Origin of the sequence: Streptomyces sp. McG3 (genome assembly GCF_018619185.1) — a bacterium.
In the GTDB taxonomy this organism is placed as follows: Bacteria; Actinomycetota; Actinomycetes; order Streptomycetales; family Streptomycetaceae; genus Streptomyces.
In genome coordinates this window covers 1-21,362 of the sequence record NZ_JAAXYC010000058.1, presented here as the reverse complement: position 1 = coordinate 21,362, position 21,362 = coordinate 1, and the positions used below count along the sequence as shown (strand labels likewise).

Annotated in this window: 16 protein-coding genes and 1 pseudogene; 6 read left to right on the top strand and 11 right to left on the bottom strand. The window is 72.8% G+C overall.

Annotation, left to right across the window (positions count from 1 at the left end):
- Positions 1 to 4: 4 nt before the first annotated feature.
- The gene (locus HET64_RS12705; RefSeq protein WP_215104918.1) at positions 5 to 1,693 is read right to left on the bottom strand and encodes a DUF885 domain-containing protein; all 1,689 of its coding nucleotides are present in this window, start codon (positions 1,691 to 1,693) and stop codon (positions 5 to 7) included.
- 133 nt (positions 1,694 to 1,826) lie between these two features.
- Positions 1,827 to 2,306: an Lrp/AsnC family transcriptional regulator gene (locus tag HET64_RS12700; RefSeq protein WP_215104916.1), complete on the bottom strand. Its 480-nt coding sequence runs from the start codon at positions 2,304 to 2,306 to the stop codon at positions 1,827 to 1,829.
- Between the two features lie 59 nt (positions 2,307 to 2,365).
- Here HET64_RS12700 and HET64_RS12695 point away from each other — a divergent pair, with 59 nt between their 5' ends.
- A complete protein-coding gene (locus tag HET64_RS12695) occupies positions 2,366 to 3,595 on the top strand; it encodes a PLP-dependent aspartate aminotransferase family protein (RefSeq protein ID WP_215104914.1) in 1,230 nt (409 codons plus the stop codon).
- Here HET64_RS12695 and HET64_RS12690 read toward each other — a convergent pair.
- From HET64_RS12690 to HET64_RS12670, 5 genes are all read right to left on the bottom strand, one after another.
- Positions 3,513 to 4,955: a GNAT family N-acetyltransferase gene (locus tag HET64_RS12690; RefSeq protein ID WP_215104951.1), complete on the bottom strand. Its 1,443-nt coding sequence runs from the start codon at positions 4,953 to 4,955 to the stop codon at positions 3,513 to 3,515. The two genes, HET64_RS12695 and HET64_RS12690, sit on opposite strands and share 83 nt — an antisense overlap.
- 107 nt (positions 4,956 to 5,062) lie before the next feature.
- Positions 5,063 to 7,798, bottom strand: a complete 2,736-nt coding sequence (locus HET64_RS12685; protein WP_215104912.1) for a DUF6493 family protein — start codon at positions 7,796 to 7,798, stop codon at positions 5,063 to 5,065.
- On the bottom strand, positions 7,795 to 9,174 hold the full coding sequence (locus tag HET64_RS12680; protein WP_215104911.1) for an SWIM zinc finger family protein: 1,380 nt from the start codon (positions 9,172 to 9,174) through the stop codon (positions 7,795 to 7,797). Before HET64_RS12680 ends, HET64_RS12685 begins: the two co-directional genes overlap by 4 nt.
- A gap of 52 nt (positions 9,175 to 9,226) precedes the next feature.
- The gene (locus HET64_RS12675) at positions 9,227 to 10,810 is read right to left on the bottom strand and encodes an alkaline phosphatase (RefSeq protein WP_215104909.1); all 1,584 of its coding nucleotides are present in this window, start codon (positions 10,808 to 10,810) and stop codon (positions 9,227 to 9,229) included.
- Between the two features lie 128 nt (positions 10,811 to 10,938).
- On the bottom strand, positions 10,939 to 12,396 hold the full coding sequence (locus tag HET64_RS12670; protein WP_251145232.1) for a PLP-dependent aminotransferase family protein: 1,458 nt from the start codon (positions 12,394 to 12,396) through the stop codon (positions 10,939 to 10,941).
- Between the two features lie 47 nt (positions 12,397 to 12,443).
- On the opposite strand from HET64_RS12670, the pseudogene HET64_RS12665 reads away from it, so the two are divergent.
- Positions 12,444 to 13,286, top strand: a pseudogene (locus HET64_RS12665) (DMT family transporter); the annotation flags it as partial.
- Between the two features lie 93 nt (positions 13,287 to 13,379).
- Here HET64_RS12665 and HET64_RS12660 read toward each other — a convergent pair.
- Positions 13,380 to 14,207, bottom strand: coding sequence for an alpha/beta fold hydrolase (locus HET64_RS12660; RefSeq protein WP_215104907.1), 828 nt, complete (start codon positions 14,205 to 14,207; stop codon positions 13,380 to 13,382).
- Between the two features lie 122 nt (positions 14,208 to 14,329).
- Here HET64_RS12660 and sigJ point away from each other — a divergent pair, with 122 nt between their 5' ends.
- Together sigJ and HET64_RS12650 are read left to right on the top strand one after the other, a co-directional pair.
- Complete coding sequence (sigJ, locus tag HET64_RS12655; protein ID WP_215104905.1) at positions 14,330 to 15,214, top strand: RNA polymerase sigma factor SigJ; 885 nt, start codon at positions 14,330 to 14,332, stop codon at positions 15,212 to 15,214.
- A gap of 284 nt (positions 15,215 to 15,498) precedes the next feature.
- Complete coding sequence (locus HET64_RS12650) at positions 15,499 to 16,269, top strand: GntR family transcriptional regulator (protein ID WP_215104903.1); 771 nt, start codon at positions 15,499 to 15,501, stop codon at positions 16,267 to 16,269.
- A gap of 221 nt (positions 16,270 to 16,490) precedes the next feature.
- Here HET64_RS12650 and HET64_RS12645 read toward each other — a convergent pair whose 3' ends face one another.
- The 3 genes from HET64_RS12645 to HET64_RS12635 all read right to left on the bottom strand — a co-directional run bounded on the left by HET64_RS12645 (position 16,491) and on the right by HET64_RS12635 (position 19,564).
- Complete coding sequence (locus HET64_RS12645) at positions 16,491 to 17,648, bottom strand: ROK family transcriptional regulator (protein ID WP_215104901.1); 1,158 nt, start codon at positions 17,646 to 17,648, stop codon at positions 16,491 to 16,493.
- A 100-nt stretch (positions 17,649 to 17,748) separates the two neighbouring features.
- Positions 17,749 to 18,399 (bottom strand): response regulator transcription factor, encoded by a 651-nt coding sequence (locus tag HET64_RS12640; protein ID WP_215104899.1) that lies wholly within the window; start codon positions 18,397 to 18,399, stop codon positions 17,749 to 17,751.
- Entirely contained in the window at positions 18,371 to 19,564 is a 1,194-nt protein-coding gene (locus tag HET64_RS12635; RefSeq protein ID WP_215104897.1) for a sensor histidine kinase, read from the bottom strand. Before HET64_RS12635 ends, HET64_RS12640 begins: the two co-directional genes overlap by 29 nt.
- 108 nt (positions 19,565 to 19,672) lie before the next feature.
- Between HET64_RS12635 and HET64_RS12630 the strand changes: the two genes are divergently transcribed.
- Positions 19,673 to 20,605 carry an ABC transporter ATP-binding protein gene (locus HET64_RS12630; protein ID WP_215104895.1) on the top strand — a complete coding sequence of 311 codons (933 nt, stop codon included), beginning with the start codon at positions 19,673 to 19,675 and terminating at the stop codon, positions 20,603 to 20,605.
- A gap of 2 nt (positions 20,606 to 20,607) precedes the next feature.
- The gene (locus HET64_RS12625) at positions 20,608 to 21,345 is read left to right on the top strand and encodes an ABC transporter permease (RefSeq protein ID WP_215104893.1); all 738 of its coding nucleotides are present in this window, start codon (positions 20,608 to 20,610) and stop codon (positions 21,343 to 21,345) included.
- The last annotated feature ends 17 nt before the right edge of the window (positions 21,346 to 21,362 follow it).

Sequence of the window (21,362 nt, the reverse complement as noted above, 5' to 3'; positions counted from 1 at the left end):
CCGATCAGAGCCGCGACAGCTCGTCCACCAGATCGTCCAGGCCCAGCGACCCCTGGGAGAGCGCCGCCATGTGCCAGGCCTTCAGGTCGAAGTCGTCACCGTGCGCGGCGCGCGCGTTCTCCCGGCCGAGAAGCCAGGCGCGCTCCCCAAGCTTGTAGCCGATGGCCTGGCCCGGCATCGACAGATAGCGGGTCAGTTCGCTCTCCACGAAGTCGGCGGGACGGCCGCTGTGGTTGCCGAAGAACTCCTGGGCCAGATCGGGTGTCCAGCGCCCGCCCGGGTGGAAGGGGGAGTCCGCCGGAATCTCCAGCTCCAGGTGCATGCCGATGTCGACGATCACCCGGCAGGCGCGCATCATCTGCGCGTCCAGATAGCCGAGCCGCCGTTCCGCGTCGGGCAGGAAGCCCAACTCGTCCATCAGCCGCTCCGCGTACAGCGCCCAGCCCTCGGCGTTCGCGCTGACCATGCCGATCGACGCCTGGTAACGGGAGAGGCTGTCGGCGACATGCGTCCACTGGGCGATCTGCAGATGGTGGCCGGGAACGCCCTCGTGGTACCAGGTCGAGACCAGGTCGTACACCGGGAAGCGGGTCTCGCCCATGGTGGGCAGCCAGGTGCGCCCGGGGCGGGAGAAGTCCTCGGAGGGGCCGGTGTAGTACGGCGCGGCGGCCCCGCCGGGCGGCGCGATGCGGGACTCCACCTTCCGGACCCGCTCGGCGAGGTCGAAGTGCGTGCCGTCCAGCGCCTCGATCGCCTCGTCCATCAGACCCTGAAGCCACTCGCGGACCTCGTCCACGCCCTCGATGTGCTTGCCGTGCACGTCGAGGTGGGCGAGCGCCTCCCAGGGGCCGGCTCCGGGCAGGATCTTCTCGGCCTCGGTCCTCATCTCGGCGAGCAGCCGGTGGTATTCCGACCAGCCGTACGCGTACGCCTCGTCGAGATCCAGGTCGGTGCCGTTGTACAGCCGCGACCAGCGGGCGTAGCGCTCCCGGCCCACCGGGTCGGGCGCCCCCTCGATGCCCGGGGCGTACACGTCGCGCACCCAGTCGCGCAGGGAGAGGACCGAGGCCGTCGCCAGCCCTGCGGCCTCGTCCAGCTCCGCCCGCAGCGACGCGGGGCCGGGTGCGACGAACTCCGCGAAGAACGCCGTGCCCTCGCCTTCCCCGCCCCACTCCGTGAGCTGACCGACGAACGTGGCGGTCGCGCGGGGACCGCCGTACAGCTTGCGCTCCAGGCCGAGCGCGAGCGAGGCGCGGTACCCCTCGTGCGCGGCGGGCACCGCGCGCAGCCGTTCCACGACCGCCGCCCAGTCCTCGTCCGTCGCGGTCGGCGTGAGGGTGAAGACCTCGGTGATGCTGTGAGCCGGCGACTGCAGGTTGGAGACCGTCCGCAGTCCCTCCTCGGCCTCGTGCACGGCGAGTTCCGCCGTCAGGCGCTCCCGCAGGAGGCGTCCGCAGCGCCGTTCGGATGCGCTGTCCGCACCGGGACGCAGCTCGGCGGCGTCCAGCTCCCGCAGCGTCGCGCGGATGAGGTCGGCGCCCGCCGCCTGACCCGCGGGGGAGAAGTCGGGCAGCCGACGCGAGCTTTCGGACACACCCAGATAGGTGCCCGTGATGGGGTCGAGTTCGATGATGGCGTCGACGTAGGCGTCGGCGACCTGACGGGGCAGCGCGCTGCTCGAAGTGTCTGACATGCGGACATCCTCGTACGGCGGTGGCCTCCTCGTCATCATCGGGGGCCCCGGGGCGTCCGAAAGACGATCACTTCCAGCGCTTCCGGGTCCTCCGGTGGGCGTCGCCGGCGCGTCCCGGGCCTGTTTCCGGTGTTCAGCTCCCGGCCGGAGGCAGCAGCGGTCCGCACTCCCACTGCTGGAAGATCAGCCGGGTGTCCACCCGGGCCACCTCCCGGCGCGAGGTGAACTCGTCCAGCACCAGCCGCTGCAGATCGGCCGCGTCGGCCACCGCGACCTGCACCAGATAGTCGTCGGGGCCGGTGAGGTGGAAGAGCGCGCGTGACTCCGGCAGGGACCTGACGCGGTCGACGAACGGCCCGATGAGCTCCCGGCGGTGCGGCCGGACCTGCACCAGGAGCAGTGCCTGGAGACCCCGGCCGAGTTTCGCCGGATCGAGGCGCAGCTGGTCCCCGAGGATCACCCCGGAGCGGCGCAGCCGGGCCACCCGGTCCAGGCAGGTCGAAGCGGCCACGCCGACCTCGGCCGCGAGCTCCCGGTACGTGGTCCGCGCATCGTTCTGCAGCAGCCGCAGAATCTGGAGATCGACCGGATCAAGAGCGACAGAATCGGCCATGTGGCGAACGTAGCACGGGGAATGGCCGCTACGAACCGGTAACTGTTCAGAGTGACGGCATGGACAACGAAGTCTCGATGACGCCCCCTGCCCCCACCCCGTCCAGGGCTCTCGCCACCGAAGCCGTGCACGCCGGACGCGACGACCTCGCCTCCCTCGGCGTGCACGCCCCGCCGATCGACCTGTCCACGACCTACCCCTCCTACGACTCGCGCGGCGAGGCGATGCGGATCGACGCCTTCGCCACCACCGGGGCCCGACCCGACGGGCCGCCCGTCTACGCCCGGCTGGACAACCCCACCACGGGCCGCTTCGAGACGGCGCTCGCCCGGCTGGAGCGCACCGAGAGCGCGGTCGCCTTCGCCAGCGGGATGGCGGCGCTGACCGCGGTCCTGCTCGCCCGCGCGAGCCAGGGGCTGCGCCATGTCGTCGCGGTCCGCCCGCTCTACGGCTGCAGCGACCATCTGCTGGGCGCCGGGCTGCTGGGCACCGAGGTGACCTGGACCGACCCGGCGGGCATCGCCGACGCCATCCGCCCGGACACCGGGCTCGTGATGATCGAGACGCCGGCCAACCCGACGCTGGCCGAGATCGACATCCGGGCCGTCGCCCACGCCTGCGGAACCGTCCCGCTGCTGGTCGACAACACCTTCGCCACCCCCGTCCTGCAGCGTCCCGTGGAACACGGCGCGCGGATCGTCCTGCACAGCGCCACCAAGTACCTCGGCGGCCACGGGGACGTCATGGGCGGTGTCGTCGCCTGCGACGAGGAGTTCGCCGCCACGCTGCGCCAGGTCCGCTTCGCCACCGGCGGAGTGCTGCACCCGCTGGCCGGCTACCTCCTGCTGCGCGGCCTGTCCACGCTTCCGGTGCGCGTACGGGCGGCCTCGACGAGCGCGGCCGAACTCGTCCGCAGGCTCACCGCCGACCCGCGCATCGCCCGGGTGCACTACCCGCGGATCGGCGGCGCGATGATCTCCTTCGAGGTGTACGGGGACCCGCACCGGGTGATCTCCGGGGTGCGGCTCATCACGCCCGCCGTCAGCCTCGGCAGTGTGGACTCGCTGATCCAGCACCCGGCCTCCATCAGCCACCGCATCGTGGAGGAGGGAGACCGGCGGGCGTCCGGCGTCGGCGACCGGCTGCTGCGGATGTCGGTCGGCCTGGAGGACGTCGAGGACCTGTGGGCGGACCTGTGTCAGGCGCTCAGCGACGGGCCCCTTCCGTCGGCGCGGACGGCCGGGCGGAGCCTTCAGTCCTCAGCCGGTCGGTCGTCAGCCGGGCGGTGATGACGAGCGTGCCCTCCTCGATCTGGTAGTCGAGAGGCAGCTCCAGCGCGCGCATCGCGGCCACCATGCCGGTGTTGTGGGACTGCGTCACGGCGTACACGCTGTCGCAGCCCGCCTCCACGGCGAGGGCCACCAGGCGGCCGAGCAACTCGGAGCCGATGCCCCGGCGCTGCCAGTCGTCCTCGACGAGGAGCGCGACCTCGGTCTCGTCGCCGTCCCAGAGGAGGTGGCCGAGCGCCACCAGCTTGCCGGAGGCCGTCTGCACCGCCAGGGTGCGCCCGAAGCGGGGGCTCAGCAGATGGTCGAGATAGCGGTCCGCGTCCGCGACCGGACCGTGGTAGCGCAGGCCCAGCGTGTGCTGAGAGCAGCGGTCGTGCATGGCGCGGGCGGCGGCGAGATCGTCGTGGTCCGCGCGGCGCACGGTGATCTCGTTGCCCTCGGGCAGCGTGAGGACGTCCTCGCTGCGCGGCACCCGCGGGCCGAGCCGGGCGTCCAGCTCCACCAGGGCACGCGCCCGCGCGAACTCGGTCGGCGTGAACGGCAGATACGGCCGCTCCACGGAGATCACCCCGCCGGACGGGTCCCGCAGCCGCATCACCGTCTCCTCCAGCACGCCCTCGACCGGGGCGCTCTCCCCGGTCGGGCGGCCGGTGACGGAGACGGCGGGCAGTGAGTGGATGGTGCACCGGCCGAGCAACTGGCGCAGGGCGAGCGGCAGCTCGGCCGCGTCGAGCGCCGTCCGGGTGGCCAGTGACAGCATCCGGGTCGGGATGTCGACCAGGTCGTGGGCGTCCGCCCGCTCGATCCACGTGGACACGCCGCCGGCGGCCGCGATCTCCCGGGACAGTTCCCGCGCCTGGAGCGAGGCCGGGGCCCGCAGCAGGAACTCGTCCACGGTCCCCCGTGCCAGCGGGTGGGTCCCCAGAGTGAGGATGTCCACCCGGAGCCCGGCGAGGGCCACGCACAGCGCGGCCAGACTCCCCGGAGCGTCGCGCACGGTCGTCCGCATCCGCCACAGGGTGGTCTCCTCGGCGCCGGCGATCCCGCCCGCACCGCTGTCCCCGGCGCCGCCCGGGGCCCCGTCCCGCGTCCCGCGCACCGCCGCGTCCGCCCCACTCTGCGCGGAGCCCCCCTCACCTGACGGGGGAGCGTGACTGTGCCGTCGCGCCCACCAGGTGTGGAACGCCGCTGTGGCCACCAGGGCCACCGCCGACGCCACGAGCAGGTAGGGCCCGTCCGGCTGGTGTCCGATCAGGTTGGCGATGGCGTCGGCCACGGCCACGGCGGTGAACAGGGCGGCCAGTTCGATCAGGTCCCGCCGCCAGTGGTGCGGACGGCGGGCGCTCTTCGCGGAGGTCACATCAGTCATATCCTCACTGTGAACGAACGGTGTTGCCTGATCACGAACGCCTTGTGACTGATGGGTTACGCGTTGATCTGGTCGCCTATCGTCGTTTTCGGTCAGATTCAGCCTTCCGCGCCGGCCGGGAACGCGGCGAGCAGCCGGGCCGCCTGGCGGACCGTCTGGGAGGAACCCTTGCGCCCCGCGGTCGCCGCGAGCCCCGCTATCGACGGGATCCCGCCCGTACCGCAGTGTTCGGCGCACTCGGCCGCCACGGACAGCAGGTCGCCGAGTCCCCGGGGCGTCTTCTCGTACGCCAGGAGTCCGGGCAGCATCGCGGCCAGCACGGTCAACACCGTCCGATACGCGCCGGTGGCGGCCGCCGTTCCCAGCGCGTCGGCCGTGCGGTTCACCTTCACCAGGTCGCGGTCGACCAGGATCGCCAGCTCCCGCCCGAGCGACACCCCGTCGAGCCGGCCCCCCGCGGCCAGCACGAGCAGGGCGTCCACCGCCGCCGTCCGGTCCTCGGGATACCGAGCGCCGAGCCCGTAGGCCAGCGCGAGATGCATCGCCCCGCCCACCTCGCCCGCACTCTCCGCCAGGGCCGGCAGGAACCCGACGACGCCCCTCTGCCCCTGGTCGGCGGCGAACAGCAGGTCCGGCATCAACCAGGCGGCCAGCACCTCCGGATCCTCGGGCAGGGTCGCCGTCCAGTGGGAGGACCGCTCGGGCCCCCAGTGGTAGCACTCCTGGGCCCTGGGAAGCTGCGCCCGGCCCAGCCAGTGGAAGGCTTCCGGGAACTCACGCCGGATCACCGGACGCTCCCGCGTCGCCAACAGCACCTGACGGGCCCCGGTCGTCGTCCGCTGCCACCAATTGCCCGCCGCCGGGCGGGAGACGGCGGTCGCCGGATGCCGCAGGGCCGGGACCACCGGCTCGTCGCCACGGACCCAGGCGGCCAGCCGGTCGCCCTCGCCGGTGCCCAGCGCCTCGGCCGACGCGGCGACCTCCGCCCCCTCGGGTCCGCCGGCCCGGCGGACCCGCAGCAGAGCCTGGGCGAAGTCGGCGGGGCCGGGGCGGGCGCCCAGCTCCCGGTAGGTCCGCAGCCGTACGACGAGCTCGGCCGCGTCGATCGCCCCGGTGTGCCAGGTCGGGGTGGCCAGCAGGAACGGCGCCCGCCCGACCGCTATCGCCTCCGCGGCCTCCCACGCCCGGTCGAGCAGAACCCCGTTCAACGCGGCATGGGCACAGGCATCCGCGCCCTTCACGGTCGTCTTCGCCCGCCACGCGACCCTGTCCCGCCCGGAGACCAGGCCCAGCAGCGAGGCGACCACGACGGAGAGCCCGTGCGAGGTCGAGACGGCCCGCGGATCGATCATGTAGGGAGACAGGCCGTTCTCGACGAAGTGCACACCGGCCAGCGCCTCCCGCAGGGACCCCGTCAGCTCCTCCCGGTCGGTCCGGGCCAGCCGGACGAGGCCGTCGAGCGCCCGCTCGAAGCCGGTGATCCCGGCCGAGGGGTCCATGACGGCCGACGCCGGGATCCAGCGCTCCGACGCGTGCGCCCTCACCCGGGCGGCCACCTCCTCGACGAGCTCGGCCACCGTCCCCGGCGCGGGCTCCTGACGCCGCAGGACCGGCGCGGCAGGCAGGAACTCCTCGTACACCTCCCGCGGTTCCTCCCCCACGGCACCGCCGAACAGGGCCGCCACCGTCTCCCGGTGCAAGGGGCCCAGTCGGGCGGCGGCAAGGGCCAGCCGCTCCCGCGCCTGCGGGTCGGCGACGGCGGGGAGATACCGCGCGACCAGCTTCAGAGACCGCTCCTGGACGTCGATGCCCTCATGGCCGAACGCCTCGGCGACCGCCGGAAGAAGCTCGTCCGCCGTCGAGGCGTCCCGGCGCAGCGCCTTGCCCAGCAGGGTCAGCTGGGCGCGCACCAGCTTCTTCTCCCGGCGGAAGAGCACCGCCCCCGACACCTCCGCCAGCTCCCGGGTGGACAACACGCCCCGCGCGTCGAGTCGTACGAGCATCTGCTGGGCGTGCGAGGCGACCGGCGTGATCCCGTCCGTCGCCATCGCCGTCCAGTCCCGCAGATGCCGGTCCTCCTCTTCCTCCGTCGTTCCCAGCCGCAGGAGAACGGCCAGGAAGAACCGCTGGTCGACGGATCTGCCACCGCGCATCAGACGGATCACGCACCGCTCCACCAGGTGCGCCCGGTCCAGCGCACCGTCCTCGACCAGCGCGCACAGTGCTCCGGGCCAGTTGTCCCGCGCATCCGGCGCGTCGTAGAAGTCGACCTGCGGCGGCAGCTCGGGCATCTCGAACAACCGGGCCGCCAGCTCGGGGGAGTGCGGATCGTCCCGCAGGATGTCGGTCAGCGGACGCCGGGTCCGGCCGCGCCAGCGAGCCGTACTGACCAGCTCGCTCCAGCCCATGACCAGGTTGTCCGTGACGGGGAGCGGGACCCGGGCGATCCGCGTCAGCTCGCCGACGAAGGTGTACTCCGCGTCGGAGAGGGCCGCGCGCCCCGCGTACCGGTGGGCGAGATCGCCCAGCCACGCCGGGTCGCGGTCCTTCAGCGCAGCGAGGATCAGCGGATACGGAGAGCGGGCCCAGTCACGCAGATCGCGGCCCCCGATCCAGGCGGCGCACCCCGCCGCCCCGGTGTGACACCCCGCGCCGGCCACCAGCAGCGCCTTGCGGATCTTGTCCCGCCGCTGCCAGTCCCAGCCCCGCACCTCCTTGCGCAGCTCCTTCAACTCGGCGAGCGCGGCACGGCGGCCGGGCAGGTCCAGACCGAGCACCAGCGGCGGTACGTCGTGGTGACGCCCCGCCCGTACAGCGGTGAGCAGCTCGTTCATCGCGTGCCTCCGGCGACCGTCGCACCCCGGCGGACCATCCGCACGGCGAGCGCGTGTTTGCAGGGCCCTCGCCGCCCCCGGTAGTCCGCCCACCACTGGCAGGTGCAGCTCACTTCGGAACCGCTCTCGCGCACCTGGTAGCGCCGGTCCCCGGAGGCGACCGTCGCCCGCGCACCGTCGAGGGTCACCGCGCCCTCACCGGCCAGCCTGCGGGCGGCCACGAGGCGTGGGTTGTGCCGCTCTGCACGGTCCGCGTCGTACGGCAGCTCCCGGTGGAAGTACGCGGCGTCCGCCAGGTCGTAGCCGACCCGGCCCGCCGTGCCGAGCCGGGTCAGCGCGGCGCGCACCCGCTCCACGCCCAGCCCCGACTGCTCGGCCAGCGAGGCCGGTTCGATCCGGGGCTCCCAGGCGAGCAGCACCGACACCAGCTCGGCATCGGCCGCCGCGTCGTCCGTGGCCAGCGCCTCCAGGACGCCGCCCTCGCCCGAGAACCCCCGCGAGGAGTCGGGGGAGAGCGTCAGCGTGAGCCGCATCCCCGGCAGCACCACCTCCCAGGCGCTCGCCGCGGCCGCGCCGTCGGCCACCGGCCCGTACACCCGCAGGGCCGTCGCGTCGCGCAGCACCCGCTGCAACGCCACCAGCCGCTCGGGGCCCGGCAGACACACCGCGCCCGGGACGGGGCGGGTCGTCGGGCGCAGGGACCCGCCCGACGCCACCACCCACCGGGCGCCGCGTGCCGCACCGCCCGAGGCCGGGGAGCGGGGCAGCGAACGCAGGAACGCCACCGCCTGCGCCGCCGTCAGCTCGGCCCGCAGATCGAACCCGGCCGAGGCGACCTGCGCCTCGGCGAAACCGCGCAGCCACCGGTCGGGCAGCGGCACCTTCTTCTCCACCACCGGGCCGTCGAGCGTGGTCACGGCCAGCTCCTCCGGGCCCACCCGCAGATGCAGCGGATCATCCGCCGTGATCCGCGAAAGCGCCTCCCGCAGCGGAGGGTTCACGTCCACGTTCGTCGTTCCGTGGCCGGTCTCCCGGCCGTCCAGGCCTTCCTGCAGCACGTCGAGGCGTGCGTACACCCCGCAGCAGCCGGAGAACGACTCAAAGCGCAGCCGGTCCCCGTTGCCCGTCACCACCGGGTCCAGGGAGGCGGGCAGCGTGCGCTGGTAGTAGCGGGCGGCGGCCACGTCCGCGACCGCCAGCAGCCCGCGTGCCGCTGTCCGCGGGGCGGAGAGGAAGCCCGCGAAGAACCGCGGGTGCGCCTCCGCCCCGCGCGGGGTGAGGCCCCCCGCGGTCTCCAGACCGAGGGACGGCCCCACCTGCGATGACGTCAGGGAGGACGGGCGTGCGTAGGCCAAGGCCTGAACGGATCGGGTCATGGAAAAAAGCGTAGGACCCACCACTGACAACGGGCCTCGCCCCAGACCCGGTTCACTGCCCGACGTGGCCCGGCCGGAGCACCTTGGTGAACAGCACCGCTCCGCCCTCGGCCCGCAGCCGCACCGTCAGCTCCGCGCTGTCGCCGTCGATCTCCACCTCGCCGAAATACTGCGGGGACTCCATCGGCGAGACATTGGCCCGGTCGGGAGCCCGCACGAAGACCCGGTCCGGGCCGAAGGTGCCGTCCAGCGCGTTGGCCGGGAAGCCGCCCGCCGCCAGCGGCCCCGACACGAACTCCCAGAACGGGGCGAAGTCCTTGAACGCCGCCCGCTCCGGCGCGTAGTGCTGGGCCGAGGTGTAGTGGACGTCGGCCGTCAGCCACACGGTGCCGGTGATCCTGCGGTGCTTGATGAACCGGAGCAGTTCGGCGATCTGGAGTTCCCGCCCGAGCGGGGCCCCGGGATCGCCCTGCGCCACGGCCTCGAAGTCCGTCGCGCCGTCCGGGACCACGAGGCCGAGCGGCATGTCGGCGGCGATCACCTTCCACTCCGCCCGGGAGGCGGCCAGCGAGCGCTTCAGCCACCGCGCCTGCTCGGCGCCGAGGATGCCCGTCGTGTCGTCGGCCTGCCGGCCCGGCGAGTTGGCGTTGCGGTGCGAACGCATGTCGAGCACGAACACATCGAGCAGCGGCCCGTGGTGCACGACCCGGTACATCCGCGAACGCCGCCCGGGACCGTGCGAGGGCGTGAGCGGCACGTACTCGTGGAAGGCGCGCACGGAGCGTGCCGCGAGGATGTCCACGTTCTTCTCGGTGTAACGCGCGTCGTCGAGGATCTGGCCGGGATACCAGTTGTTGCGCACCTCGTGGTCGTCCCACTGCACGACGGAGGGCACCTGCGCGTTGAAGCGGCGGACGTTCCGGTCGAGCAGGTTGTAGCGGAAGTTGCCCCGGTACTCGTCCAGCGTCTCGGCGACCTTCGCCTTCTCCTCGGTCGTGACGTTGCGCCAGATCCGGCCGTCCGGCAGCGTCACGCTCGGCTCCAGCGGACCGTCCGCGTAGATGCTGTCGCCGCTGCACAGGAAGAAGTCCGGGTCCAGACGCCGCATCTCCTCGTACACGCGGTAGCCGCCGATGTCCGGGTTGATGCCCCAGCCCTGCCCCGCGATGTCGCCGGACCAGAGGAACCGCACCCCGGAGCGGCGCCGGGCCGGGGCGGTACGGAACGTCCCGTACACCGGTTTGCCGGTACGGCGCGGATCGGCCGGATCGGCGAGCGTCACGCGATAGTGCACCTGTTCGCCCGCGGGCAGACCGTACAGCGGTGTGGTGCCGGTGAAGTCCGTACCGGGGCCGATCGACGGCCCGTGCCACCTGCGGACCCGCCGGAACGACTCGGTCGCAGAGGTCTCCACCAGCATCCGGGCCGGCCGGTCCGAGCGCACCCACAGGAGCGCCGACGAGGCGGTGACGCTGCCCACCTGTACACCCCACGACGCTTCGGGCCGTCCCGCCAGGTGCAGCGCGGGCGCCGCCGAAGCGGTCGCGGGGGAGAGGGCGAGGGCCGCCGGGCCGATCAGCGAGCCGCGCAGGACGGCACGGCGCCCGGGCGAGGGAATACGCGGACGGTAGGACATCGAAGCGCCTCCGGGAAGGTGGGCGGGCGGTGCGCCGTTCGCGAGCAGGCCATGGACCGGCGCCGGTCTTGGCCCATGCCTAGTGCCCCGCGGCGGCCGGAGCCCCAACCCCGGGTGAACGGCGCCCGTCAGCCGGGGACGGACCGGCCGGAGCGCCCCGCGGCCGCCAGCGCGGCGATCCCCCGGGCGATGTCGCCGGGGGCGAGATGGGCGTAGCCCAGGACGAGGGGCAGGGTGCCGTCCCCGGAATCGGCCGTTCCGCAGTCGCGCAGCGGCCGCAGCGCGATGCCCGCCCCGGCCGCCCGCTCCAGGAAGAGGTCCTCGGGGCCGTACCGCGCGGGCAGTCGGGCGATGATGTGCAGGCCCGCCGCGATGCCGCTGACCGTCGCGCCGGGGAAGTGCTCGTCGAGCGCGGCCACCAGGGCGTCCCGGCGTTCCCGGTAGGCCCGCTGGCAGCGCCGCAACTGCCGGTCGTAGCCGCCGCGCACGATGAAGTCGGCCAGGACGGCCTGGTCGATCACCGGGTTGCCCAGATCCATGGTCCGTTTGCGGGCGACGATCCGTTCGGTGAGCGCGGCGGGGGCGATCAGCCAGCCGAGCCGCAGGCCGGGAGCCAGCGACTTGCTCACGGAACCGGTGTACACGACCCGCTCGGGATCCAGCCCCTGCAAGGCGCCCACCGGCGCCCGGTCGTACCGGAAGTCCCCGTCGTAGTCGTCCTCCATGATCACGGCGTCCGCGTCCCGGGCCCAGCCGAGCAACTCGCCGCGGCGCCGCGCGGAGTACCCGATTCCGGTGGGGAACTGGTGCGCGGGCGTGGTCACCACGGCGCGTACCCCGGAGCGCTTCAGGGGCGCGAGGGCGAGGCCGTCGTCGTCGAGGGGCAGCGGAATCGTGCCCAGACCGGTCGCCGCGAACAGCGAGGCGTGTTCCGGGCTGCCCGGATCCTCCACCCCGACCGAGGCCACGCCCTCGTCCCGCAGGACGAAGCCGAGCAGGGTCGTCGCCTGGGCCACCCCCGAGCAGACCACCAGCCGCTCCGGATCGGCCACCACGCCCCGGCGCCGGGCGAGCAGCCCGGCCAGGGCCTCACGCAGTTCCGGCAGCCCGCGCGGATCGGGGTATCCCAGCGCGCCGTGCGGCAACCGGCCGAACACCGTCCGCTGGGCGGCGCTCCACGCGCTGCGCGGGAAGAGGGACAGGTCGGGGGTGCCCGGCCGGAAGTCCACCACCGTGCCCGCCGCGCGCGGCGCGCGGTCGCGTACGGGGCGCTCCGCCGCGCGTACGCCCCCGCTCACCCAGGTGCCCGCGCCCTGCCCGCTGCGCAGATAACTCTCCGCGGTGAGCTGCTCGTAGGCCTCGGTGACCAGCCCGCGCGACACTCCCAGATCGGCGGCGAGCTCACGGCTGGAGGGCAGCCTCGTGCCGGCCGCGAGGCGGCCGGAGCGGACCGCTTCCCGCAGCGCGGACCGGAGTGCGCGCCCTCGTCCGCGCGCCGGCGCGGAGACGGCGGGCAGCAGCAACTCCCACGCCGGAGAGAGGGATTCCGCCGACGGACGCTGAGCATTGGTCCCCGAAGACGTCATGGAAGTGGACCTTAAACCGGTCCTTCGCCGACCCTAGCGTCGACCCCATGAACGCAACCTCTCTGCGCGGGGCCCTCCTCGCGGCCCTCGCGTGTGTGCTGGTGGGGGCATCCTTCACGGCCAACAGTGTCCTCGGCGACTACCCGTTCGCGGGTGGCCAGGCGCTCCGCTACGGTCTCGCCGCGCTCCTGCTCGTCCCGCTCCTGCGGCGTGACCCCGATTCCTCGACGGCGCGGCTGCGCCGCCTCACCCGCCGCCAGTGGGGGCGGCTCGCGTTGCTCGCAGCCGTGGGCATGGTCGGGTTCAACCTGGCGGTCCTGGCGGCCGAACAGTCGGCGGAACCAGCTGTTCCGGGCGTCTTCGTGGGCTGTGCGCCGATCGTGGTGGGCGTGCTCGTTCCGCTGCTGGACGGTCGTCGCCCGTCCCGCGTCACGCTGTACGCGGCCGGACTCGTCGCCGTCGGGGCGTTCACCGTTCAGGGCTGGGGGCGCACCGACCTGGCGGGCGTGCTCTTCTCGGTGGGCGCGCTCGCGGGCGAGGTCGGCTTCGCGGTCCTCGCCGTCCCCGTGCTGCGGCCGCTCGGCCCGAAGCTGCTCTCCGCGACGGTCTGCGGCGTCGCGGCCGTCGAGTCGGCGCTGCTCGGTCTGCTGATGGACGGCGGGTCGTTCCTGCGCGTCCCGACGGGCGGCGAGGCGGTGGCCCTGCTGTGGCAGGCCGTCGTCGTCACCGTGATCGGATTCGTCTGCTGGTACAGCGGGATGCAGCGCATCGGAGCCGAACGCGCCACGCTCTTCTCCGGCCTGATTCCGGTCTCCGCCGCCCTGACCGCACCTCTCGTCGGAGCCGGGACGTACGGTCTCGCGCAGGGGGTGGGAAGCCTCCTGGTCGGCGCCGGTGTGGCGTACGGCTCCGGCGTCCTCGGGCGGCGCGGAGCCGCCGGAGCGCGGCTCCCCGTCGGGACGACGGCGCCCCGACGGGCCGGTTCAGCGGCTGGTGTCCAGAATGACGCGGGCCACGAGCGCCGGGTCGTCGTTCATCGGGACGTGCCCGCAGCCGGGCAGCCGCACGAGCCGGGCGTGGGGGATCACCCGCTTGGCGCGGACCCCCTGCCTGCGCAGCAGTATCCGGTCGCGGGTGCCCCAGGCGACGGAGACGGGGACGCCCTTCACCCCGTCGAAGAGGAGGCCCCTGCCGGTCTCCAGCGTCTGGTGAAATCCGGTCGCTCCGCGCAGGGCGAGCGTCTCGGCGACGACGGCCTCCGGTGAACGCCTGCCGGGCCGGGCGTAGATGGTGCTGGTGAGCGCCGCCCGGCCGGCCGCGCTGCGCGACAGGCGCTCGATCAGCCCCACCGGCAGGGCCAGCGCGCTCCGGCGCATGGTCCGCAGGGTGCCGAAGGCGTAGCGCCGTTCCGCCTCGGTCCAGAAGCCCGCCGGGGACAGCGCGGTCACCGACCGCACCAGTTCGGTGCGCCCCAGTTCCAGCGCGAGCAGACCGCCCAGCGAGTTCCCGGCCACGTGGGGCCGGTCCAGGCCGAGTTCGGCACAGAAGGCTCCGAGGACCCGGCCGACGGTCGCGAGATCGTAGGGGACGCCGTCGGGCAGTGCGGGCGAGGTGCCGAAGCCGGGCAGGTCCACGGCTATCACCTCGCGCTCGGTGGCCAGGATCCGTGTCACCGGATCCCAGGCCCTCAGATGGTGCCCGATGCCGTGCAGGAGCAGCAACGGTTCGCCCGATCCGGTCCGTTCGTACGCGACCGAGACCGGACGGGGGCCGTCGGCCGTTGCGACGGTGAAGGAGACCGTGGTGGTCATGCTGTTGCTCCCTGGAGTGGGTAGACATCTCGTCAACAACAATTACCGCCGGGTAGCTTGTAGTTCAAGGGGCTCGGCGATTCCCGCTGGACACCGCGTGACCGGTGGGCTGGGATGGGCCGATGACCGTCGACACCGCGACCGAGCTCTTCGAAGAACACCGGCCCGTTCTCACCGGTGTCGCCTATCGGATGCTCGGCCGTGTCGCCGACGCCGAGGACGTGGTCCAGGAGGCGTGGCTGAGGTGGTCGGCGTCGGCGCGCGAGGACATCCGGGAGCCGCGGGCCTACCTGGTGCGGATCGCCACCCGGCTGGCCATCGACCGGCTCCGGCACCTCCAGTCACGCCGGGAGTCGTACACGGGGCCCTGGCTGCCGGAGCCGGTGGTCACGGAGTTCGGCCCCGCCGTGCCGGACACCGCGGAGCGCGCCGTCCTCGCCGATTCCGTGTCGCTGGCCGTGCTGGTCGTCCTCGAATCACTCTCGCCGCTGGAACGTGCGGTGTTCGTGCTCCGGGAGGCCTTCGGATTCCCGTACGCCGAGATCGCCACCGCCCTGGACCGCACCGAGGAGGCCGTCCGGCAGCTCGCCGGTCGTGCCAGGCGGCATGTGGAGGAGCGCAAGCCGCGATACGACGTGGACCCGGCCGAGCGCCGCGACCTCACCGAACGGTTCCTGGCCGCCGCCTCCGGGGGCGGCATCGAGCAGCTGCTCGCACTGCTGGCCCCGGACGTCCGGCTGGTCAGCGACAGCGGCGGCAAGGCGAAGGCGCCGCGGCGGATCATCGAGACCGCCGACAAGGTCGGCCGCTTCCTCTTCGCCGTGGCGGGGAGCCTCGGCCCGGACGGGGAGATCCGCATCGTGGAGCTCAACGGCGGGCCCGCCGTCGTCTACTTCGTCGGAGGGAAGGCTGACACCGTCTTCCAGATCGAAGTCAGCCGAGGTGTTATTCAATGCGCCTATATCATTCGTAATCCGGACAAGCTTTCCGGGCTGCCCGTCGTATAACCAAAAAGGCACCACCTGCCCCCTCGGTCCCCCGGCGCCCCGCAGGTCCGCCGCGGGCCTGGTCGGAGCCCCGCCATCCGCCGTGATGGCGGGGCTTTGTGCTGCGCTCGCCTCACGGCACCACGAACGTCGTGTGAACGCTCTGCGCCAGAGTCCCGTTTCGTTCCGTTACGGAATAAGGATTGGTCTTGACCAAGGGGGTGTGCCGTCCTAGGGTCCTTAAGACAGGAACCTTTAATAAATAACGTCGCGGAAAAGACGCCGGGCGATTGCGGAGGATCAGGGTGGGGACCACGCAGCTGGAATCGGTACAGGAGCCGAAGTACTGGCACCTCAAGACCGTGCTCAGTGAGGCACTCGACTCGGACTTTGCGGTGGGGGAGATCCTGCCCAACGAGCGGGACCTCGCGGCGCGGTTCGGTGTCGCGCGAGCCACGCTCCGGCAGGCTCTGGAGCAGCTCGAACTCGAAGGCAGACTGCAGCGCCGCCGTGGTGTCGGGACGACCGTCGCCCCGCCGCGCGTGGGCATCGCCGTCTCCACCGCCCAGCACGAATGGACGGGCGGCGTCAGCGGCGAGGCCTGGCAGCCGGTCGACAGCGCCATGGACAAGGCCCCTGCGGCGGTGGCCTCCATGCTCGGCACCGACCCCGCCGAACCGGTGCACGTGGTGCGCCGCATCCGCGACACCCAGGGACAGGCGGTAGCGGCGGAACTCCTCTACATCCCCGCCTCCTCGGTGCCCGACCTCTCCGCCATCGAGGCCCCGTCCGGAGCTGTCCGCGCCCGGAGCGTGCTGCGCGAGCTGCACCGGCTCGGCCTGCAGGGCCAGGACCGCTCCGTGGAGCTCGGCTCGGCTCGCGCGGTCGACGCCAAGGAGCTGGACCGGCTGCCCGGCGCCCCCGTCCTCGTCGTCACCACCCGCTACTTCACCGCGGACGGTACGGCGGCCGTGTCCGTCGCCACCTACCGGGCGGACACCTGCCGGCTCACCTTCGGGGACTCCGGCGCGCTGGAGATCAGCCACGACGAACAGCCGGAGCGCCAGGCGTCCTGACGCCTCCGACCCGCTCTGCCCCACGCCCGCCGCTTCTCAAGGACGCCAGTCCCCGGGAACCGGCGGGCGCGCGTGTTCTCCGCCCGATCCGGCTCGGGGGACAGCGCCGGTGATCCACCCGGCCCGGGGGAAACGCCCGTGATCCCCCGGCTCCTGGGCAGCGCCCGTGCCCCGACCCACCGGTACGACGCACGCGGTCCGTGTCCCGGCCCTCCCCGCGATCAGCGGCGGGCCGTCACGGTCCCCTCGACGGCGAACAGCTGTTCCTCGACGTGGTCCAGGGCGAGCCGCAACGCCCCCGTCGCCACGGCGGCCTCCCCGAGCAGCGACAGGGTCACCCGGGGCGGGCGCAGGCAGTAGCGGGCCAGCTCTCTACGCAGGGGCTCCAACACCCCGTCCAGTCCGGCGGCCCAGCCACCGACCACGACCAGCTCCGGGTCGAGCGCCAGCACCAGCGCCGCCACATCGTGCACCAGCCGCTGAAGGAAGCGCTCGACCGCCGCCTGGGCCCCCGCGTCGCCCTCCTTGGCCTTGGCGAACACCGCGGCCACCGCGAGCTCGTCCAGCGGGTCCAGCGGCGTGTCCGTCGTCGACAGCAGATGCTCCGGCGTCACGTCCCTGCCCAGCAGGTGCAGGGCGCCGATCTCCCCGGCGGCCCCGCCGAACCCCCGGTGCAGGCGCCCGCCGATCAAGGACCCCGCACCGGGGCTCAGCCCCGCCAGCACGAAGACCACGTCGTCGGACTCGGTCGCCGCACCCTTCCAGTGCTCGGCGACCGCTGCGGCGTTGGCATCGTTCTCGACGAGCACGGGGCAGCGGAACGAACGGCGGAGCCGCTCCCCGAGCGCGAGGCCGGTCCAGTCCGGCAACGCCGTACCCAGCCGCACGGTGCCGTCGGCCTCCACGATCCCGGGACTGCCCACGCCGACCGCACGCAGACTGCTCCGGGCCACCCCGGTGCGTCGCAGTACGTCCGCGATGACGGCCCGTACCTGGTCGAGCCGGTCGTCCGCGCAGGCGGTCTCCGACACCACGCGGGAGCCCGCCCCGACGATCCGGCCGTCGAGCCCCGAGATGAGCGCCGACACCCGGTGCGGACCGATCTCCACCCCGAGGAGATGCCCCGCCTCGGCCCGGAAACGGAATCTCCGGGCAGGGCGCCCCTGGCGCCGCGCCTCGCCCTCGTCGGGCAGCGCCTCGACCACGAGCCCCGCTGCGAACAGCCCCTCGACGACCCCTTCGACCGTCGGCCGGGACAGCCCGGTGATCCGTGTCAGGTCCGTCAGCGTCGGCGCGCCGGCCCCTCTCAGGGCGTGCAGTACTACCGCGGAATTGATCCGTCGCAACAGCGAGGGGTCCCCACCGGTCAGCCGGCCCACGGTATGTCCTCCCAGCTCGTGCGCATGTCTGCCGGATCGTACTCGCTGGCCGGGAGCCCTGCGACCAGCGAGGGAAGCCGGTATCGAGCCGCAACCTCGGTCACCCCGGAGCGACGAACCCGGACTCGTACGCGGCGATGACCGCCTGGGTACGATCCCTGGCCCCCAACTTCGCCAGGACCGAGCTGACATGCGACTTCACCGTCTCGACCCCGACGACGAGGGTGGCCGCGATCTCCGCGTTCGACAGGCCCCGGGCCATCAACCGGAGCACCGCCGCCTCCCGCTCGGTGAGCGCCGCCCGGTCGAGAGCGGCCCGTGCTTTGTCCGTCCCGTACTCGGCGGCGAGCTGCCGGACCGCAGCCGGGAACAGCAGGGACTCCCCCTCGGCCACCAGACGCACGGCATGCACGATCTCCGCCGGCCTGGCCCGCTTGAGCAGGAAGCCGTCCGCCCCCGCCCTCAACGCCTCGTACACGTACTCGTCGTTCTCGAACGTCGTCACCACAAGGATCTTCGGGGGATCCGGCACCGTACGCAGCACCAGCCGGGTCGCCTCGATGCCGTCCATCAGCGGCATCCGCACATCCATCGCCACCACATCGGGCCGCAACCGGTTCACCAGGGGGAGCACCGCCGCGCCGTCCGCCGCCTCGCCCACCACCTCGATATCGGGCTGGGCCTCCAGCACGGCACGCAGTCCGGCGCGTACCAGCGGCTCGTCATCGACCAGAAGAACGGTGAAGGGCATCCGACCAGCGTATGCCGTCCAGCGGGAGGCTCACACGCACCCGCCAGTCGCCCTCCCACGACTCCATCCGAGCCTTCCCGCCCAGCAACGCGGCCCGCTCCCGCATCCCGCGCAGCCCACTGCCGCTCCCCGGCAGACCTGCCGCTCCGGAGAGCGGATTGATCACCTCCAACTCCAGCCGCCCGTCGGCCACCGTGATGCTCACCCGGATGGGCACCGGCCCCGCGTGACGGAGCACATTGGTGAGGCTCTCCTGAAGAATCCGATACCCCTCCCGCGAAACCGGCGCCGGGACCAGTCCGAGATCCCCGGACACCCGCGCATCCACCCGCGCCCCGGAACTCCTCGCGGAGTCCAGCAGCCGCTCCGCCTCTCCCAGCGTCGGCCGCCGGCTCACGGGGGTGCCGGACTCACGCAGCACCCGCAACACCCGCTCCAGGTCCTCCAGCGCATCTCGCCCCGTCTCCTCGATGGCGGCCAGCGCCCGCTCGGTGAACGCCGGATCATTCGCCGCCCGCGCCGCACCGGCCTGCACCACCGCCACCGTCAGCGCATGGCCGATGGAGTCGTGCAGCTCCCGAGCCATGCGATTGCGCTCCAACAACTGCTCGGTCAGCTCCTCCAGCACACTGAGCCGGTCCGTCGGGGACGGGCCGAGCAGCCACCGGGCGGCCGCCGTACTGAGCCGGCCGCCGAGCACCACCAGAACGAGCAGCGGAACGAGTGGCAGAGGTGCCAGCAACGCGTTCCACCAGTGCGGGCTCATGCCCTCGACCAGCCCTTCCGGATGCCTGCCCGTCGCCGACAGGACCAGCTCGATCGACGCCACGGGCAGCCAGAGGGCCAAGATCGCCGCGGCCGAGATCAGGAGCCGCACCTCCAGCCAGAGCACGGTCCGCCACCGCTCCGCCCAACTCGTGGAGGACGCCACCGAGATGGAGGCGTCTGGCTGCCCACGCTCGGACGGAGTCAGCAGCAACTGCGCCTGCAGACCCTCCTCGAGCCGCATCGCGGGTATGAGGCCCACGGGCACCGCGAAGAGCAGGGGCATCCAGAGCTGGTCGGAGATGAAGAACCACAAACTGGCCGCGGCAGCCGGGATGAACATGTGCAACCAGCGGCTGTAAGTGACCGCGCTGGTCAGGGGGGTGAGGATGCGGTGCATGTCCTCATCGTCCCAGCGGGCCGGACGCACCGGCTCCCCCATGAGAGGGAGACGATCCCCGCTGACGGGGGAGGCGGGCCGCCCGGCGTACCGGCCAGGCTTGAGGGCATGACCAGCATCGACGTCCATGAGCTCACCAAGGAGTACGGAACCACCCGTGCGGTGGACCGCCTCAGCTTTCGCGTGCAACCGGGCAGGATCACCGGATTCCTCGGCCCCAATGGCGCCGGCAAGTCCACGACCATGCGTCTCGTCCTCGGCCTGGACAGGCCGACCGGGGGCTCGGCGACGATCGGCGGGAGGCCCTGTGCCCAGCTCACCGAACCGCTGCGCACCGTCGGCGCCCTGCTCGACGCCCAGGCCGCCCATGGCTCACGCACACCCCGCAGCCATCTGGCCGTACTCGCCGCGAGCAACGGGATACCCAGGTCGCGCGTTGAGGCCGTGCTGGAGGAGACCGGGCTCCGCGACGTGGGCGCACGGCGGATCAAGTCCTTCTCCCTCGGGATGCGCCAGCGTCTCGGCATCGCGGCCGCCCTGCTCGGCGACCCGCGGGTGGTCATGCTCGACGAGCCGTCGAACGGGCTGGATCCCGAAGGCATCATCTGGATCCGCGAACTCATGAAACGACTCGCCCGCGAGGGCCGGACGGTGCTGGTCTCCAGCCACCTCATGAACGAGACCGCTTCCTTCGCCGACCACCTGGTGGTGCTCGGACGCGGCCGGCTGCTCGCCGATATGCCGATGAAGCAGTTCCTCGACTCCCGCAGCCGCCCCCGCGTACGCCTGCGAACGACCGAACCGGGCAGGCTCCACTCGGCGCTGGCCTCCAAGGGCCTGACCGGAGTGCGGGCCGAGGACGGCCGCTGGGTGATCGACGGCGTCACGGCGGAGGAGATCGGCGCGATCGTCGCCGACGAGGGCATTCCCCTGCTCGAACTGGGCGATGAGCGCGCCACATTGGAGCAGGCCTACCTCGACCTCACGGCGGACGACACCCCCTTCGCCGCTTCGGCCACCCGCAACCGCCAGGAGGCGTGACCATGACCCCGACGGCTGTGCTCCACTCCGAGTGGATCAAGATCAGATCGATACGGTCGATTTACGGCTCCCTGATGGCCGTCCTCGCCACCACCCTCACCATCACCGTGCTCGTCCTGGGAACCACCGGCCAGGAGCAAGCGGAGCAGCCCGGATCCGATGTGCTCCTCAACTCCTTCTTCGCTCTGACCTTCGGGCAGATCGCGGCCATCGCCTTCGGCGCGACCGCGGTCTCCTCCGAGTTCCTCAACGGAGCCCTGCGCATATCGCTCGCCGCGGTTCCCCGGCGCTCCCTCTTCTACGCGGCGAAGATGACGGCGATCGGCGGATCGGCGCTCGTCGTCGGGCTGGTGACCAGCTTCACGTCGTTCCTGGTCGGTCAGCTCTTCCTGGGGGAGCACGCGATCGGCCTGGGGCACCCGGGTGCGCTGCGTGCCGCCATCGGCGGGGGGATCTACCTGGCGCTGATGGCACTGCTCGCGGCGGGCCTCGCGGCACTCCTGCGGAGCGCGGTAGCGGTGCTCGGCCTGCTCATACCGCTCTTCCTCATCGTCCCCTTCGTGTTGGTGGACGTCGCCACCGCGGTGGTGACCTATCTGCCCGACCGTGCGGGGCAGGCGGTGCTGCACCAGAATCCGGAAGACGGTCCGGGGCCGTGGACCGGCCTGGCGGTGACCGCCGTATGGGCGGCGGCAGCGCTCCTGGCGGGCTGGTGGGCGGTCCGCAACCGGGACGCGTGAGGCCCGGGGGAGAGGCG